Origin of the sequence: Kitasatospora xanthocidica (assembly GCF_014656195.1) — a bacterium.
GTDB classification, from domain to species: domain Bacteria; phylum Actinomycetota; class Actinomycetes; order Streptomycetales; family Streptomycetaceae; genus Kitasatospora; species Kitasatospora xanthocidica.
Genome location: NZ_BNBY01000017.1, coordinates 163,890 through 179,299, shown reverse-complemented (window position 1 = coordinate 179,299; position 15,410 = coordinate 163,890). Strand labels below are relative to the sequence as shown.

At 74.5% G+C, this 15,410-nt stretch carries 14 protein-coding genes; 7 read left to right on the top strand and 7 right to left on the bottom strand.

Annotated features, from left to right (window positions below; translation table 11 throughout):
• Positions 1-207: 207 nt before the first annotated feature.
• Positions 208-891 carry a TetR family transcriptional regulator gene (locus IE332_RS26680; protein WP_189921110.1) on the top strand — a complete coding sequence of 228 codons (684 nt, stop codon included), beginning with the start codon at positions 208-210 and terminating at the stop codon, positions 889-891.
• Between the two features lie 242 nt (positions 892-1,133).
• Positions 1,134-2,507, top strand: coding sequence for a chloride channel protein (locus IE332_RS26675; protein WP_229928926.1), 1,374 nt, complete (start codon positions 1,134-1,136; stop codon positions 2,505-2,507).
• Between the two features lie 277 nt (positions 2,508-2,784).
• Here IE332_RS26675 and IE332_RS26670 read toward each other — a convergent pair whose 3' ends face one another.
• A complete protein-coding gene (locus IE332_RS26670) occupies positions 2,785-4,209 on the bottom strand; it encodes an MFS transporter (protein ID WP_189921068.1) in 1,425 nt (474 codons plus the stop codon).
• Positions 4,210-4,473: 264 nt separating this feature from the next.
• On the opposite strand from IE332_RS26670, the gene IE332_RS26665 reads away from it, so the two are divergent.
• A complete protein-coding gene (locus tag IE332_RS26665) occupies positions 4,474-4,851 on the top strand; it encodes an ArsR/SmtB family transcription factor (RefSeq protein ID WP_229928925.1) in 378 nt (125 codons plus the stop codon).
• Positions 4,852-4,856: 5 nt separating this feature from the next.
• Here IE332_RS26665 and IE332_RS26660 read toward each other — a convergent pair whose 3' ends face one another.
• From IE332_RS26660 to IE332_RS26635, 6 genes are all read right to left on the bottom strand, one after another.
• Positions 4,857-6,020: an NADH:flavin oxidoreductase gene (locus IE332_RS26660; RefSeq protein ID WP_189921064.1), complete on the bottom strand. Its 1,164-nt coding sequence runs from the start codon at positions 6,018-6,020 to the stop codon at positions 4,857-4,859.
• A 31-nt stretch (positions 6,021-6,051) separates the two neighbouring features.
• A complete protein-coding gene (locus IE332_RS26655) occupies positions 6,052-6,705 on the bottom strand; it encodes an NADPH-dependent F420 reductase (protein WP_189921062.1) in 654 nt (217 codons plus the stop codon).
• 28 nt (positions 6,706-6,733) lie between these two features.
• Entirely contained in the window at positions 6,734-7,459 is a 726-nt protein-coding gene (locus tag IE332_RS26650) for an AAA family ATPase (protein WP_189921060.1), read from the bottom strand.
• A gap of 472 nt (positions 7,460-7,931) precedes the next feature.
• Positions 7,932-8,522 (bottom strand): TetR family transcriptional regulator, encoded by a 591-nt coding sequence (locus IE332_RS26645; protein WP_189921057.1) that lies wholly within the window; start codon positions 8,520-8,522, stop codon positions 7,932-7,934.
• 158 nt (positions 8,523-8,680) lie between these two features.
• The gene (locus IE332_RS26640) at positions 8,681-9,862 is read right to left on the bottom strand and encodes an acyl-CoA dehydrogenase family protein (RefSeq protein ID WP_229928924.1); all 1,182 of its coding nucleotides are present in this window, start codon (positions 9,860-9,862) and stop codon (positions 8,681-8,683) included.
• Positions 9,859-10,845 carry a ScbA/BarX family gamma-butyrolactone biosynthesis protein gene (locus tag IE332_RS26635; protein WP_189921055.1) on the bottom strand — a complete coding sequence of 329 codons (987 nt, stop codon included), beginning with the start codon at positions 10,843-10,845 and terminating at the stop codon, positions 9,859-9,861. The genes IE332_RS26640 and IE332_RS26635 overlap by 4 nt, the downstream gene beginning before the upstream one ends.
• 161 nt (positions 10,846-11,006) lie before the next feature.
• Between IE332_RS26635 and IE332_RS26630 the strand changes: the two genes are divergently transcribed.
• The 4 genes from IE332_RS26630 to IE332_RS26615 all read left to right on the top strand — a co-directional run bounded on the left by IE332_RS26630 (position 11,007) and on the right by IE332_RS26615 (position 14,979).
• The gene (locus IE332_RS26630) at positions 11,007-11,756 is read left to right on the top strand and encodes a ScbR family autoregulator-binding transcription factor (protein ID WP_189921053.1); all 750 of its coding nucleotides are present in this window, start codon (positions 11,007-11,009) and stop codon (positions 11,754-11,756) included.
• A gap of 23 nt (positions 11,757-11,779) precedes the next feature.
• Entirely contained in the window at positions 11,780-12,466 is a 687-nt protein-coding gene (locus tag IE332_RS26625; RefSeq protein WP_189921051.1) for an HAD family hydrolase, read from the top strand.
• A gap of 349 nt (positions 12,467-12,815) precedes the next feature.
• Complete coding sequence (locus IE332_RS26620; protein ID WP_229928923.1) at positions 12,816-14,111, top strand: winged helix-turn-helix transcriptional regulator; 1,296 nt, start codon at positions 12,816-12,818, stop codon at positions 14,109-14,111.
• Complete coding sequence (locus tag IE332_RS26615) at positions 14,092-14,979, top strand: thioesterase II family protein (RefSeq protein ID WP_229928922.1); 888 nt, start codon at positions 14,092-14,094, stop codon at positions 14,977-14,979. Before IE332_RS26620 ends, IE332_RS26615 begins: the two co-directional genes overlap by 20 nt.
• Positions 14,980-15,410 lie beyond the last annotated feature (431 nt).

Here is a 15,410-nt window from a genome sequence, read left to right as displayed (position 1 = left end):
CAGATCTACGAGGGCACCAACCAGGTCCAGCGGATCGTGATGGCCCGCAACCTCCCGTAACCCGACCCGGCCCGACGTGCGCCGACGGCCGGACCGGGCACCGCCCGGCCGTCGGCGCCCCGGCAGTGAGCCGGTGTTAGGTTGCGGAGAATGAGCGAGAAGGAAGAGCAGGACCTGCCCATGAACGACGGGCCCACCAAGCCCGCGATGCGCGAGGCGCTGGTGGCCGCGGCCTTCGAGCTCTTCCTGGAACGCGGCTTCGAGCAGACCACCGTCGACGACATCGTCTCGCTGGCCGGCGTCGGCCGGCGCTCCTTCTTCCGCTACTTCCCGGCGAAGGAGGACGTGGTCTTCCCCGACCACGAGCGCAGCCTGGCCGAGATGACGGAGTTCCTGGAGTCCGGCAACGGCGAGGAGGACCCGGTCAAGCACGCCTGCGACGCCGCCCGCCTCGTCCTGCGGATGTACGCCGAGCAGCCCTCCTTCTCCGTCCAGCGCTACCGGCTCACCCGCAAGGTGCCCGGCCTGCGGGCGTACGAGCTGTCCGTGGTCTGGCGCTACGAGCACACCCTGGCCGCCTACCTGCGCGGCCGCTTCGCCGACCGCCCGGACGGGCCACTGCGCGCGGACGTGATCGCGGCGGCCGTCGTCTCCGCGCACAACCACGCCCTGCGGACCTGGCTGCGCTCCGGCGGGGAGAGCGACTGGGTGGCGGAGGTGGACGCGGCGATGGCCTTCGTCACCGGCACCTGGAGCGACCGGCCGTCCGAGACCGCCGGGGAGGGCGAGTCCGACGAGGTGGTGGTCCTGGTCGCCAGCCGGCGGGCGCCGCTGTGGCGGATGGTCCAGGGCATCGAGAGCGCCCTGGGCAGCGAGACCCGCCAGATGTGACCCGCCGGGTGTGACTCGCCTGGTGTGACCCGCCTGGTGTGACCCGGGCCTGCTTGGCGTGACCCGGACCTGCCGGGCCGTACCCACCGCTCACCCGTACGGCGCAACCGTTGCGGCGTCAGGGTCCGCTCCGGGCCCGCTCGAAGGCCCGCGCCGCCGTGCGGCGCCCCCGGCCCGGGGCGAGACTCGGTCGCAGGACGGGCCGCCGGGCAGCGGGCGGCCGGGAGCGCGAAGGAGCGGTCATGCCGGGGACGCCCCCGCAGCGGAACGGCGGTCCGACCCTTCGTGAGGTGCTGCTGCACAAGGGCTACCTCCGCCTGCTGCTGGTCTCGGCGCTGGTCGGCATCCCGGTCTCGCTGGCCGCCTTCGGCTTCGTCGGCCTGGAGCACGAACTCCAGCACTGGATCTGGGAGAGCCTGCCGAAGACCGCCGGCTACGACCGCGCCCCCTGGTGGTGGCCGCTGCCCGCCCTGCTGCTGGCCGGCCTGCTGCTCGCCCCGGTCGTCACCCGGCTGCCCGGGCACGGCGGCCACGTCCCGGTGGACGGGCTCGGCGGCCCGCCCACCCCGCCCCGGGCCGTTCCCGGCGTGGTGCTGGCCGCGCTCGCCTGTCTGCCGCTCGGCGCGGTGCTCGGCCCCGAGGCGCCGCTGATGGCGCTCGGCGGCGGCCTCGCCCTGCTCGCCGTCCGCTCCGCCAGGCGCGCCGAACAGCCCGAACTGGTGGCCGTGTTGGGCACGGCGGGGGCGTCCTCGGCGATCTCCACCATCTTCGGCAGCCCACTGGTGGCCGGCGTGATGCTGATCGAGGCGGCCGGGCTGGGCGGCCCGCGGCTGATCGCGCTGATCCTGCCCAGCCTGCTGGCCAGTGGGATCGGCGCGCTGGTCTTCACCGGCTTCGGCCACTGGACGGGCCTGGCGATCGGCGCGCTCTCGCTGCCGAAGCTGCCCGCGAGCGGCGTCCCCGACCCCGGTGACTTCCTCTGGGGCGTTCCGCTGGCCGCCGCGATCGCCCTGGTCTGCGTGGCCGGGCAGACGATCGGCAGACGGGTCAAGGCCTTCACCGCGGCGGACACCGCCCGTACCACCGCCGCCCGGACGGTGCTGTGCGCGGTCGCGGTCGGCTGCTGCCTCGCCCTCTACGCCCTCCTCACCGACCGCTCCCCGGAGGAGGCCGCCCTCTCCGGCCAGGCGACCCTGGGCGCGCTCGCCGCCGACCCGGCCGCCTGGCCGATCGGCGCACTGCTCGCCCTCGTCCTCTGCAAGGGGCTCGGCTGGTCGATCGCGCTCGGCAGTCTGCGTGGCGGCCCGATCTTCCCGGCGATCCTGCTCGGCGCCGCCCTCGGCGTGGCCTGCGCCCCGCTGCCCGGCTTCGGCACCGCGCCCGCCCTGGCCGTCGGGCTGGCCGCCTCCGGCGCGGCCGTCACCCGCCTCCCGGTGACCAGCGCCGTCCTCGCCGCGGCCCTCCTCGGCGGCGAGGCGGCGGCCGCGATGCCGCTGCTGATCGTGGCCACGGTGACGGCGTTCATCACCGCGGAGGCGCTCCGGGGCCGGCCCGGCCGGGCGGGGACGGCGGCCGGAGTCGGCCGAGCCGAGCCGAGCCGAGCTGAGCCGAGCTGAGTCGGGGCGGGGTCGTCCTCGCCTTCCGGTTCCCAGCCCTGGCACACCGACGGCCGCACCGCCCGCACCGGCCCCGCCCGCACCCGGAACCACCGCCGGCAGCAGCCCGCCGACACGCCCTGACTCCCGGCGGCCGACGCCGAAAGGGCCTCCCCGGTGCGGACGGTGGTCCGGCCGGGGAGGCCTTCGGTGCTCCCTCGCCGCCTGCGGGGGTTCAGGCGGGTGAGGAGCGGTGTGGCGCGGACGCCCGGATCGCGGGGTCCGCCGGTCGAGGGGGTCAGCCGGCCGCGGGGGCCTCGGCGCGGCGCTCGGAGCGGGTGACCAGGCGCCAGGCGAAGAACGCGCCGAGCAGGTAGGCGATGCCGACCAGGACGAAGGAGACGGAGGCGCCCTCGCTCCAGTCGGAGGTGGCGTGCAGCACCACGCCGACCACGGCGATGCCCACCAGCGAGCCGATCTGGCGGTTGGCGTTCAGCACCGAGCCGGCGACGTTGGCGTGCTCCGGCCCGGCCGAGTCCACCATGGCCGCCGTCATGCCGGGGGAGATGATGCCGGAGCCGAGGCAGGCCACGCCGATGCCGAGGGCGATCAGCCAGTACGGGGTCGACGCGGAGATGCCGGTCAGCGCGAGCGAGCAGACGCCCGCCAGCAGCATGAAGACCGTCAGCAGCGGCCCGTTGGCGTAGCGGCCGGAGATCTTGGAGTACACCACGTTCGCGAGCGGCGACAGGATGGTGATCGGGATCAGCTCCAGCCCGGCCACGAACGGGCTGGCGCCCTGGGCGTGCTGGAAGAACAGGCCGAGCATGAAGATGGTGCCGAACAGTGCGAAGTTGAAGCAGAAGCCGACCAGGTTGGCGCCGGAGAAGCCGGGGCGGCGGAACAGCGTCCACGGCATGACGAGCTTGTCACCGCGGCGCTCGCGCCGGACCAGGAGGGCGGCGGCGACCAGCGCCACGCCGTACGCGACGAGCACCGGGGCCGCGGCCCAGCCGAGCTGCGGGCCCTCGATCAGGGCGTAGCTGACTGCCGCGAGGGCCACGATCCAGATCAGGTGCCCGAGCGGGTGCGGCCGTGCGGAGCGGGCCTCCGGCGCCGCGATGAACCGCTTGGTCATCAGCATGCCGACCACGCCGATCGGCAGGTTGAGCAGGAAGATGCTCTGCCAGCCCAGCGAGCCGACCATCAGGCCGCCGAGCGTGGGGCCGATGCCCGAGGAGGTGGCGACGATCGCGGACCACAGGCCGAGCATCTTGGTGCGCCGGCGCTTCTCCGGGAACGAGAACACCAGCAGGGACAGCGAGCTGGGCATGAACAGCGCCGCGCCGGCGCCCTGCAGCATCCGGGCCGCGATCAGCAGCTCCGGTGAGGTGGACAGCGCGCAGCCGAGCGAGGCCAGCAGGAACAGGCCCATGCCCCACATGTAGACGGTCTTGGCGCCGAGCCAGTTGGCGAGGCCGCCGGCCAGCATCAGCAGGGACGCGAAGGTCAGGATGTAGCCGTCCACGACCCAGGTGAGCTGGGTGAGCGTGGCGCCCAGCTTCTCCTGGAGGGTCGCGCCGGCGACGTTGACGATGGTGACGTCCAGGGTGGCCATCACGAAGCCGGTGGCCAGCGCGGCGATCTTCAACCCGCTGGCGGTGGTCGGTGGGTCGGCGGGGGAGACCTCGGTCTGCGCCGGGCTGGTCTCGGCGGTTGTCATCGCTGGTTCCTTCGGTGCGGGTGACCGCTGCGCGGCGGGCGAGCGCGGGGGCGAGCGCGGGGGCGATCGCACGGCGCGGGCAACTCGCTCTCGGAGCGGTCGAGTTGATGGGGAGGCGCGGTTCAACTGAAGGGCATATGACGACGCATGTCAAATTGGATGGTGGTCGTCATATGCCCGGGGTCGGGCGACGGAATCGGGCCGGCGGGGTCGTACGATGGGCGTCGTACGATGGACGTGCAGCGAGACCCTGAGAGGTGCCACGTGACCGCCGCCCACGCCGCCGTCGACCGCATCGGCGACCACCCCGACGCCGCGGACATCACCCTCCAGCGCATCCTGGAGGCCTTCGCGGACCCGGTGCGCCGCAGCATCGTCCGGCAGATCGCCAACGCGCCCGACGACACCGCCTGCGGCACCTTCGACATCTCGGTGACCCGGTCGACCGGGACCCACCACTTCCGGGTGCTGCGGCAGTCCGGGCTGATCCGGCAGTACTACGTCGGCACCTCCAAGATGAACACCCTGCGCCGCGACGACCTGGAACAGGCCTTCCCCGGGCTGCTGGACGCCCTCATCGCGGCGGCGAACCGGGAGGCCGCCGCCGCGCGGGGTGCTCAGGACGCTTCCCAGGAGCCCTAGTCGAGCTAGTCGAGCGAGGCGAGCGCCGCGGCGTCGAACGGGCGCAGCCCGTCCGTCCGCCCGGTGCGCACCTGTTCGGCCCAGGCCGGGTTCGCCACCAGGGCGCGCCCGACCGCGACCAGGTCGAACTCGCCCTCCGCGAGGCGCCGGGCCACCAGGCCGATGTCGTCGACCTCCGCGCCCTTGCCCTCCACGTACCCGAGGAAGTCGCTGTCGCGCAGGCCGACCGAGCCCACGGTGATGGTCGGCCGTCCCGTCACCTTCTTCACCCAGCCCGCCAGGTTGAGCCCGGAGCCCTCGAACGCGGGCTGCCAGAACCGCCGGGTGGAGCAGTGGAAGACGTCGACCCCGGCGTCCACCAGCGGGGCCAGGAAGGTCTCCAGCGCCCGCGGGTCGTCGGCGATCCGGGCCTGGTAGTGCGCCACCTTCCACTGCGAGACCCGCAGGATGACGGGGAAGTCCGGCCCGGTCGCCGCGCGGCAGGCCCGGACCACCTCGGCGGCGAACCGGGTGCGGCCGGCCGGGTCGCCGCCGTAGCCGTCGGTCCGGTGGTTGGTGGCCGTCCAGAAGAACTGGTCGAACAGGTAGCCGTGCGCGGCGTGCAGCTCGATGCCGTCGAAGCCCAGCCGCTGGGCGTCGGCGGCGGCCCGGGCGAAGGCCTCGACGACCTCGGCGATGTCGGACTCCGACATCGCCCGCCCGGCCGGGCTGCCCGGCTCCAGGCCGGAGGGGCTGATCAGTCCGCCCGGCGGGTCGAAGAGCTCGACGCCCTTCGGTGCCGTACGGCGGGCCTCCGCCAGGGACTTGCCCCACAGCAGCGGGTCCTGGCCGACGTGCCACAGCTGGGGCACGATCCTCCCGCCGGCGTCGTGCACCGCGCGGACCACCCCGGCCCAGCCGGCCAGCGCGTCGACGCCGTGGAAGCGCGGCACCGACGGCCGGTTCCCGGCCGCGGGGTGGCCCACGAAGGTGCCCTCGGTGATGATCAGCCCCACGCCGTGCCGGGCCCGGCGGGCGTAGTACTCGGCGACGTCCGCGCCGGGCACCCCGCCGGGGGAGAGGTCCCGGGACATCGGGGCCATCACGATCCGGTTGTCCAGGGCCAGCCCGCCGGCCTTGAAGGGCTCGAAGAGCGGTGCCGCGGCCGGGTGAGGCGGTTCGGTGCTCACGTGACTGCCTTTCTTCCAGACGGCCCGGGGGTCAGCCGGCGAGGCCGGTCAGCGCCCGCATCTCGCCGGGGGTGAACATGTGCGGGAACAGCACGCCGCCGGGGTCGAGCGGCGCCGACTCGTCCAGGCCGCCGAGGTCCACCGGGGTGAACCCGGCGTCGTGGACCAGCCCCGCCACCACGGCCTTGGCCGGGGCGTCGTCGCCCGCGATCGCCATGGCCCAGAAGTGGCGCTGGCGGGTGCCGCGCGACCAGAGCAGCTCGTCCATGACGTGGGTGAACGCCCGGACCACGGTGGCGGCGGGCAGCTGCTTCGCGACGTGCCGGCCCTGGGTCACCCCGGGGGTGAGCGTGGAGACCACCCGGCCGTCCTCGGTGAGCGACACCGGGTTGGTGGCGTCGATGACGATCTTTCCGGCCAGGTGCTCGCCGACCTCGGCGAGCACCCCCGCCGCGGCCTCGTACGGGACGGACAGCAGCAGGACGTCGGAGGTCCTGGCCGTCTCGGCGAGCGTCGCGGCCGTGGCGCCGGCGCCCAGCGGTCCGACGAAGGGGGCGAGCTGCTCCGGGGTGCGGGAGCCGAAGGTCACCGAGTGGCCCGCGGCCAGCCAGTGGCGGCCGACGGGCCGGCCGATGTTGCCCGCGCCGAGGACGCCGAGCTTCAGCGGCGTCGTGGAGTTGGTCATGGCGGTGGATTCCTTCCGGGGCGCCGGATCAGGCCGCGGCCTGGGCGGCGAGGGCCTCGGCGGCGGCGTTGCGCTCGGCCTCGGTACGGACGTCGAGCTGCGCGTAGTCCTTCTTCGCCGCCTCGATGGCGTCCTCGATCGACATGACCCGGGGGAGGCCGAAGACCTCGGTGATGCCCTCCAGCCGCTCCGGGATCGTGCCGCCGATGATGTGGGTGGGGATCTTCAGCTCGTCCAGCACGTTCAGCAGGTGCTCGTCGGAGAGCACCCGGAAGCGCTCGTTCACCGGGCGGTGGCCGTTCGGGTCGAGCGGGAACTCGATCGGCAGGTGCACGAAGGCGTCGTAGGTCTCCTTGGCGTACTGCTTGAGCGCCACGCCGAGCTGGGCGACGACCTGCTCGTAGAAGCGGATCTCGTCGGTCTTCTCCACCGACTCCAGGCCGATGGACTCGTTGGGGTTGATGCCGACCGTGACCCGCACGGTGGCGTAGGTCCACTCGTGCAGCGAGGAACCGTCGGAGATGTAGCCGCCGGGCAGGTGGCTCTCGTGCACCGCCCGCTCGACGTAACGGCGCATCACCAGCTGGATCAGCTCGGCCGCGTTGCACTCCTCCAGGGTCTTGCCCGGTACGGCGTGCGGCAGGATCTCCCGCATCGTCTTGGCGTGGGTGCGCGGGACACCGGTCAGCTGGGCCAGCGCCATGGTGGTCAGGGTCTTGCCGGAGGAGTAGGTCCCGGAAATCGCGAGCTTCATCGTGTGCCTCTCGGAGGACGGAAAACACGGAAAGGGAAACGGGGGGAACGGAGTTCGGAAAAGCGGACCGGGCGATCGGTGACCGGGGATCGGTGCCGGGGATTCATGAACGCGGCGAACGCGGGGGGAAGCGGAAGACACGGCCTTCGGCCCGGGGGCCGTCACCGGCGGTCCGGTTGGTGTTGTCCGGTCCCGCGGGAAGCGGTGCGTGAGAAAGGCTAGCCGCCGTGGAACTCGCGGAGCCAGGTCTCCCGTTTGCACATCCCCGCCTGATTTCGCGGGCCGTCCGATTCCGCGCCCGAAGAGGAATGGCGGCGTAAGCGGACGAGTGACTGTACGGCTGGATGGCTGTGCGACTGATGCCCGGTCCGCAGTTGCACACGGCCGGTGCCCGCTCGGATCGGCTCGGTCGCGGACAGACCCGAGCGCGGACAGACCCGATCGCGGCCGGGGGGAGGGGAGTTGCCGGTGGTCAGCCGAGTCGGAGGGCGGTGCGCAGCACGTGCCAGGCGTCGTCGGGCTCGACCGGCACGCCGTGGGTGTCGTCCCAGGCCGGCATGTAGGAGAAGCCGTACAGGACGACCAGGATCAGGTAGGCGAGGGATTCCGCCGGGTAGGACGGCGTGATCTCCCGTTCCTCCTGGGCTCTGCGCACGCTCGTCACCATCTCCCGGCGGATGTCGCCGAAGAGGCCGTCCGGGTCGCCCTCGCAGCGGTCGCAATCGGCGGCGAGCCGGAGGGCGGCCCGGAAGCGGACGTTGGTCTCGAACTGTCCGCGCATCCGGCCGATGAGTTCGGTGAGCGCGGCTCCCGGCGACGGGCGGGGGAGTTCGGCGGGGGGAGCGTCCCGGAGCCGCTTCCAGTGTTCGACGCTCTCGTCGACCAGCGCGGAGGCGAGCTGGTGCTTGGAGCCGAAGTGCGCGTAGAGCGCACCCTTCGTCATGCCCGTCCGGGCCACCACGGCCTCGACCTTGGTGGCCGTGAAGCCGTGGACGGCGAACTCCTCGGCCGCGGCGTCCAGTACGCGCTCACGGGTCAGCCATGCCCGGGCCTGTTTCACCACCGTGGCAACCTCGTCACTCTGTTCACCCCTAGAAACCTACCTATGCGAAGGTTTGTTGTCGAGGGTAGCGGACCCCGGGGGCCCGGTCGGCCGTCCGGCGGGTCACCCGCCCGACGGACGGCCAGTTATGACGGACCGTCAACGACCGTCGGCGGGGCTCACCGTCCGTCCGGGGCGGGCGGGCCGAGCACGGTGTCCGCGTACTCGGCGGCCGCCGCCGCCGGCCCCAGCGCGCCGTGGGTGGCCGCGGTGGTGATGTCCCGCCAGTAGCGCTGGAAGGGGGAGCCGTCGCGGTGGACGTGCGAGCCGGCGGCGTGGAAGAGCCGGTCGACCGCGGCGGCGCACCAGCGTACGGCCGTGACGGCGTCCCGCCGGTTCTCGGCGACCAGCAACGGTGTCACCTCATCGTGGTCGGCGCGCCGGGCGGCCCGTTCCAGCAGCAGCCGGGCCGCCGCGATCTGCGCCGAACTCTCGCTCAACGCCTGGTCGGAGGCCGCGCTGCGGACCGGCCGCGGGGTGACCGCGGCGGCGCGCCAGGCGTCCAGCGCGCCCTGCGCCGCACCCGCCACCGGCGCCGCGAACATCAGCGTGCCGGCCAGCTGCACCGGGACCCGGTGGCAGCGGGCCGCGTCCGCCGCCACCGGGTGCGCCAGATCGGCCATGGTGAAGGAGAGCCGCTCGGGGACGAAGGCCTCCGCCACCTCCACCGCGTGGCTGCCCGTCCCGCGCATGCCCAGGCTGCGCCAGGAGTCCAGGACGGTCCAGTCGGCCCTGGGTACGGCGAGGATCCGGTGCTCGGGGCGGTCCGGCGCTCCGGTGCGGCTCGCCAGCAGCAGCCAGTCGGCGTGGTCCACGCCACTGGCGGTGTCCCAACGGCCGCTGAGCAGCCAGCCGCCCGGCACCGGGACGGCCCGCCCGCGCGGGGGCATGATGGCCGTGGCGATCGGCACGTCGGGGGAGTGGCCCCACAGCGCCTTCCGGCCCTCCGTGGGGAGGTAGGAGGCGAGCCGCCCGTGCGCGGCGAACAGGGTGGCGCACCAGGCGGTGGACGGACAGGTCCGCCCCACCGTCGCCGAGGCGTCGAGCAGCGCGGAGAAGGTCCCCGCGGTGCCGCCGAACTCCCGTGCCACGAAGTGCCGGAGGAACCCGGCGGCGGTGATCCCGGCCATCGTCTCCGCGCCGAGCCGGCGCCGTTCCTCCAGGGCGGGCAGGTCGCGCTCGGCCGCCCGGACCAGCCGGTCGACGGCCCCGGCGGGGAGCTCCGCGGCCGTGGGCTCCGCGGCGGGGTCCTCGGCGGCGCGGATCTCGGCGGCGCGGTTCTCGGCGGCGGACCCGCTCACCGGGCGTCCCGGCGGGCCGTCAGGTCGTCCACCGGCTCGTACCCGAGCAGGGCCGAGGCGAGGGGCGTCCCGCCCTGGACGGCGGTGACCTCCGTGGTCCCCGCCGCCGGACCGGGGCGCGCGGTGACGGTCACCGGCACGTCCGGCTCCCCGAAAGCGGTGAAGGCGGCCCGGATCCGGGCCGGGTCCTGCGGGGCACCGGTGGCGTGGGCGGCCTGCCGGAACGCCTCCAGCAGCACCATGCCCGGCACGTGGTCGGAGGGGTGGTCGAAGAGCACCGGGTGGTCGGGGGCGGGGTCGAGCAGGAACTCGCCGGGCGCGCCCTGCGGGCCGCGGGCGAGCAGCACGTGCCGGTCGTCCGGGTAGCCCGCCACCCAGGGGGCGAGCCGCCAGGACTCCCCGGCGGACGGGCCGGTCGGCCGGGCCGCCGTCCGCCGGGCGCGGTCGCGCACCAGGGCGTAGAACTCGGGGTGCCGGACCTCCCAGCGGAAGCCGCCCCGGCCGAGCGGCACGCCGTCGACGGACACCACGGCGTCCAGCGCGAGGCCGGTGCGGTGCGGGGTGGTCAGCGTCCGGGTGTGGACGGCGTCGAGCAGGACCTGCTGCGGTCCGGCGGGCCGGTGCGTCGAACCGGCCCGGGTCAGTTCGAGGTCGAGGGAGTCGAGGACGAACGGGTGGCCCTGCGGAACGCCGTGGAAGCGGTGGGACAGGTGGATCAGCGCCTGGCGGACCGTCTCGACCAGCAGCAGCGGGTCGACCGGCAGGCCCGCCCCGCCGTGGTGCAGGAAGCGGTGGCGGTGCCAGACGGCGGCGACCCGGAACCGGTCGTCCCCCGTCCGGGCGGCGTCGGTGAGCAGGACCTCCGCCGGCGCGGTCTTGTGGACGGCGGCGGCCGGCAGCCGGTGGCGGAACGAGAGCCGGCGGTCGCGCGCCGCCGGCGCGGTCGTCGGCAGGTACCTTGGCGATGCGGTGATGCTGGACATTACGAGCACGTCTCCCCGTCGGTGAGCCGTTCCCTAAGGTGGTGCCACCCCGCTCCGGACGCGGGTCACCCCCCAGGTGGCCGTTGATCACGGCCCGAAAATATACCTGGGAGAAGGTATATAGCCAGGATCGACGGGATGCGAGAGAGGAACAGAGAACAGTGAGCCAGAGCAAGAGCGCCGCCACCGAGCCGCTGTGGCCGGCGCTGCGCACCGGCGCGACCGGGCCGTTCCTGCGCCAGGAGCGCGCCGAGCGCACCAGGGAGCAGATCCTGCACTGCGCCGCGCGGATCTTCGCCGAGCGCGGTTACGAACGGACCGGCATCAAGGACGTGGCCGACGAGGTCGCCATGACCAAGGGCGCGGTCTACTTCCACTTCCCCAACAAGCAGGCACTGGCCGTCGCCGTGGTCGAGGAGCTGTACTCGCGCTGGCCGGTGACGCTGGAGGCGGTGCGGGGCAAGGGCCTCTCCCCGCTGGACACGGTGATCGAGATGTTCAACGCGGCCACCACCGCGTTCCTCGAGGACCCGATCATGCAGGCCGGGACCCGGCTGCAGAACGAGCGCGCCGCCATCGACGTCGAGCTCCCGCTGCCGTACGTGGACTGGACGAACCTGATCTCGATGCTGCTGCGCGAGGCCGCCGCGCAGGGGCAGTTGGCGGAGCACGTGGACCCGGACGTGGCCGCCCGGGTGGCCGTCGCGGCCTTCTTCGGGTCCCAGCACATCTCCGACAACCTGTACGCCCGCGCCGACTTCGCGGAACGCTGGCGCGAGGTGCGGGACACCCTGTTCCCGGCGCTGCGCGCCCGGCCGGCCGCCACCCGCGGCACGACCGGCGCCCGTGGCCCGGCGGGTGGCCGCGCCGCGGCCGGCACCCGTACCGCCCGAAGCGTCACCCCCAGGTGACCCGAGCCCCCGAGGAGCCCCCCGTGGCCCTGCCCACCCGTCTGGCGTTCAGCGACGTCGACGAGACGCTGATCGACTGCAAGAGCATGTTCGACTTCCTCGACCACTACCTCGGCGCCCGGTACGGCAGCGAGGGCGTCCGGCGCGGCCGCCGGGTGCGGGAGGAGCTGACCGCCCGGGCCGCCGCCGGGAGCCCGCGCGAGGAGAACAACCGCGCGTACTACCGGGAATGGGCCGGGGAGCCGGCCGAGTCCGTCGCCGCGGCCGGCCGCGCGTGGTTCGCCGAACGGGCCGCGGAGCCGGGCTTCTACATCGCCGCCGTCCGGGATGCCCTGACGGACCATCGGGCGGCGGGCGGTGCGATCGTGCTGGTCTCCGGCTCGTTCCCGGCGATCCTCGACCCCATCGCGGCGGACATCGGCGCGGCGCACCTGGTGTGCAGCCGCCCCGAGGTGCGCGGGGGAGTGCTCACCGGCGGGCTCGTCGGCGAGCCGGTCATCGGGGAGGAGAAGCGCCGGGCCGTGCGCGCCCTGTACGAGGCCCACCCGCAGGTCGATCCGGCGGACTGCTACGGCTACGGGGACCACGCCTCCGACCTGCCGATGCTCACCGAGGTCGGGCACCCGGTGGTCGTCGGCGACCCGGGGCTGGCCGAACTGCTGCCCGGTGCCCGGCTGTTGCTGCTCGACGGAGCCCCCGCCGGAGGCTGAAACGGGTGGGCGCGGTGGCCGTCGTGTGACGGTATTGCTGCCGTACGTTACGCGCTCGTTAAAATACCTTCCCAGAGGTATGTTCGTGTGTCACGATCACGATGGAGCATTCGGCAGCGGCCGTCGTGGAGCCACCCGGAGGTCCGTGCCGACGAACCCGCCCCCACGGGCGTCGTCGGCCGGCCGGGTCCTCGGCGGCCCGCGCCGGTGCGCCTTTGGCCTGTCTCGACGAGGAGACGACCCAGCAGACCCAGGGAAAACGGGGCGGTACTTCCCCAAGGCGGGTGGTGCCGGTACGACGCACCGCCTGTCCGACCGCCCTCCCGCGACGCACGCCAGAGGACTCGCCGTGAAGAAAGAGACCGTCAGCGACAGCGCCGAACCGCCCTTCACGTCCCGGCCCGGTTTACCGTCCCCGGCGGCCGGTCCGGCGGCCGGTCCGGTGGCCAGTCCGGCGACCGGCCAGGTAGCCGGTTCGGTGGCCCGGGAGGTCGGTGCCGTGACCCGGGAGCCCGGCCCGGTGGCCCCGGAACCCGGACCGCCGCCGTCCCAGGAGTGGGCGCCGGCCCTGTCCGAGGTGGTGCCGGTCCCGGTCGCGGCACTGCTGCCCGCCGACTCGCCGCGCACCGGCGGAGAGGACCCGGAGCACCTCAGGGCGTTGGCCGAACTCGACCGGGACCTCCCGCCGATCATCGTCCACCGCCCCAGCATGCGGGTGATCGACGGCATGCACCGGCTGCGGGTGGCCGCCGCCCGGGGCCGGTCCGTCATCCCCGCCCGCTTCTTCGAAGGCTCCGAACGCGACGCCTTCGTCCTCTCCGTCCAGAGCAACACCCGCCACGGCCTCCCGCTGTCTCGGGACGACCGCACGGGCGCCGCCAGGCGGATCCTCACCTCGCACCCCGAGTGGTCGGACCGGATGGTCGCCTCCGTCGCCGGGCTCTCCACCAAGGCGGTGCGCGAGCTGCGGCGCAGCGAGAGCGGCACCATCCCGCACGCCGCGGCCCGGGTCGGCCGGGACGGGCGGGTCCGGCCGCTGGACGGCACGCTGGGCCGGCGGCGCGCCGTCGAACTGATCAGCGCCAACCCCCGGGCGTCGCTGCGCGCGATCGCCGACGAGGCGGGCATCTCCCCGGGGACGGTCCGCGACGTCCGGGAGCGGCTGCGGCGCGGCGAGGACCCGGTGCCCACCGGGCGCCGCACGGCCCGGCCCGCCTCCCAGACCCGCCCCGCGTCCCCGCCGGGCCAGGCCGCCGGCGGCCGGCGCACCGGCCCCGGCCCGCAGCAGCCCGGCCAGGACCTCGCCCGCGTCATGGAACGGCTGATGAGCGACCCGGCGCTCCGGCTCACCGAGAGCGGCCGCCATCTGCTGCGGATGCTCACCAGCAGCCTCCTCCCGGCCGATCAGCGCGACCAGCTGGCGCGCAGCATCCCGCCGCACTGCGCCGGCCGGGTCTCCCAGCTCGCGCTCGAATGCGCGGCGGCCTGGCGGGAGTTCGCGCACCAGGTGGAGACCGCCCGGCCGGAGCCGGACCTCGACCTAGGTCCCGGCCCTGGCCCTGGTCCCGGCGCCGATCTCGGTGCCGAGCGGCCGTCGGCCCCGCAGAGCACGGTGGGGAGGGCCGGTGTTCCGGCAGCCATCTGACCCGGTGCGCCGCCGCCCGGTCGGCGGCGCACCGCCCCCGGCCGGGGCGTGCAACCAGGGACGGTCCGCAGTCGCACAGCCGCTAGCCCCGGTCGGCGGCCCGGGTGGCGGTTTCGACGAGGGCGGCTTCGACGAGGGCGCGGGCGGGGGAGCGGACGGCGGCCCGGTCACCCTGCTCGGACTGCACCCGGCCGGCGGCAGTACGGCGTTCTTCTCCGGCTGGCAACGGGCGCTGGGAGAGCGGGTGAACCTCGTCCCGGTCCGGATCCCCGGGCGGGACCCGGCCGGCGGCCACTGCCGGCAGGGGCTGCCCCGGCTCGTCGCCGAGCTGGAACGCGACCTCGGCCCGCTCCTGGAACGGCCCTACCTCCTGTACGGGCACAGCATGGGCGCCCTGCTCGCCTACCGGCTCACCCGCCGCAGGGCCGAGCACGGGCGCAGGCTGCCCGAGCGGCTGCTGGTCGGCGCCTACCCGGCGCCCCACCTGCCGCACCCGCTGCGCCGGGCGACGCGGCTCACCGACGCCGAACTCGTCTCCTGGCTCGTCGACTTCGGTTCGCTCCCGGCCGCGCTGCGCGCGGACACCAGCTGGCTGAGCGAGCGGATCGCCCTGGTGCGGGCGGAGATCGGCCTCTGCGCGGGCGATTCCGAGGGCTTCACGCACCGGCCGCTGCCGTGCCCGGTCGAGGTGTTCGCCGGGCGGGACGACCCGCTGGTCTCGGCCGCGGACGCGGCCGCCTGGGCCGAACACGCCGACGGGGGTTTCGCGTTGCATCCGGTCCCGGGCGGGCATTTCTTTCCGAGGGAATCCAAGGACGCCTTCTTCGGCCGTCTCGGCGGCCTGATCGCGCCCTTGGCCGCGGTCTGAACGAGCCTTTCCGGCGGGAAAGCCCGGTGCGTCCCGGGTGCGTTCCGGGTGCGTTCCGGGCGTGATCCGGGGGGCATTCCGGGCTGGGTTCCGAGCAGGGTTCCTGGGTGGTTCCGGTATGCGCCTCGGAACCGGCTCCCCCACCCGGCGCGGGTTTTCCACCGAGTGGAATCCACTGCTTGCGTGACGGCGTGGGCGGCGGGCAGAGTTCTCCGTACCGGGTCGAACTCCACGGGAAACAACGGGAGTTCGGATGCCGAGGGGGTCGGGGCGAGAAGCCCGCCGCCGGCCGTGCCTCCCGTCCCGCCCCGCCGCCCGGCACCGTTCCGGGCGCGCCGCTCTCCCCGTGCCCGCGCCGTCGGCACCGAGGCCCCTCCGCCCGGTCCGCCCGACGCCGCCCGTCACGCCCCGCCCGTCACGCCCCGCACCGT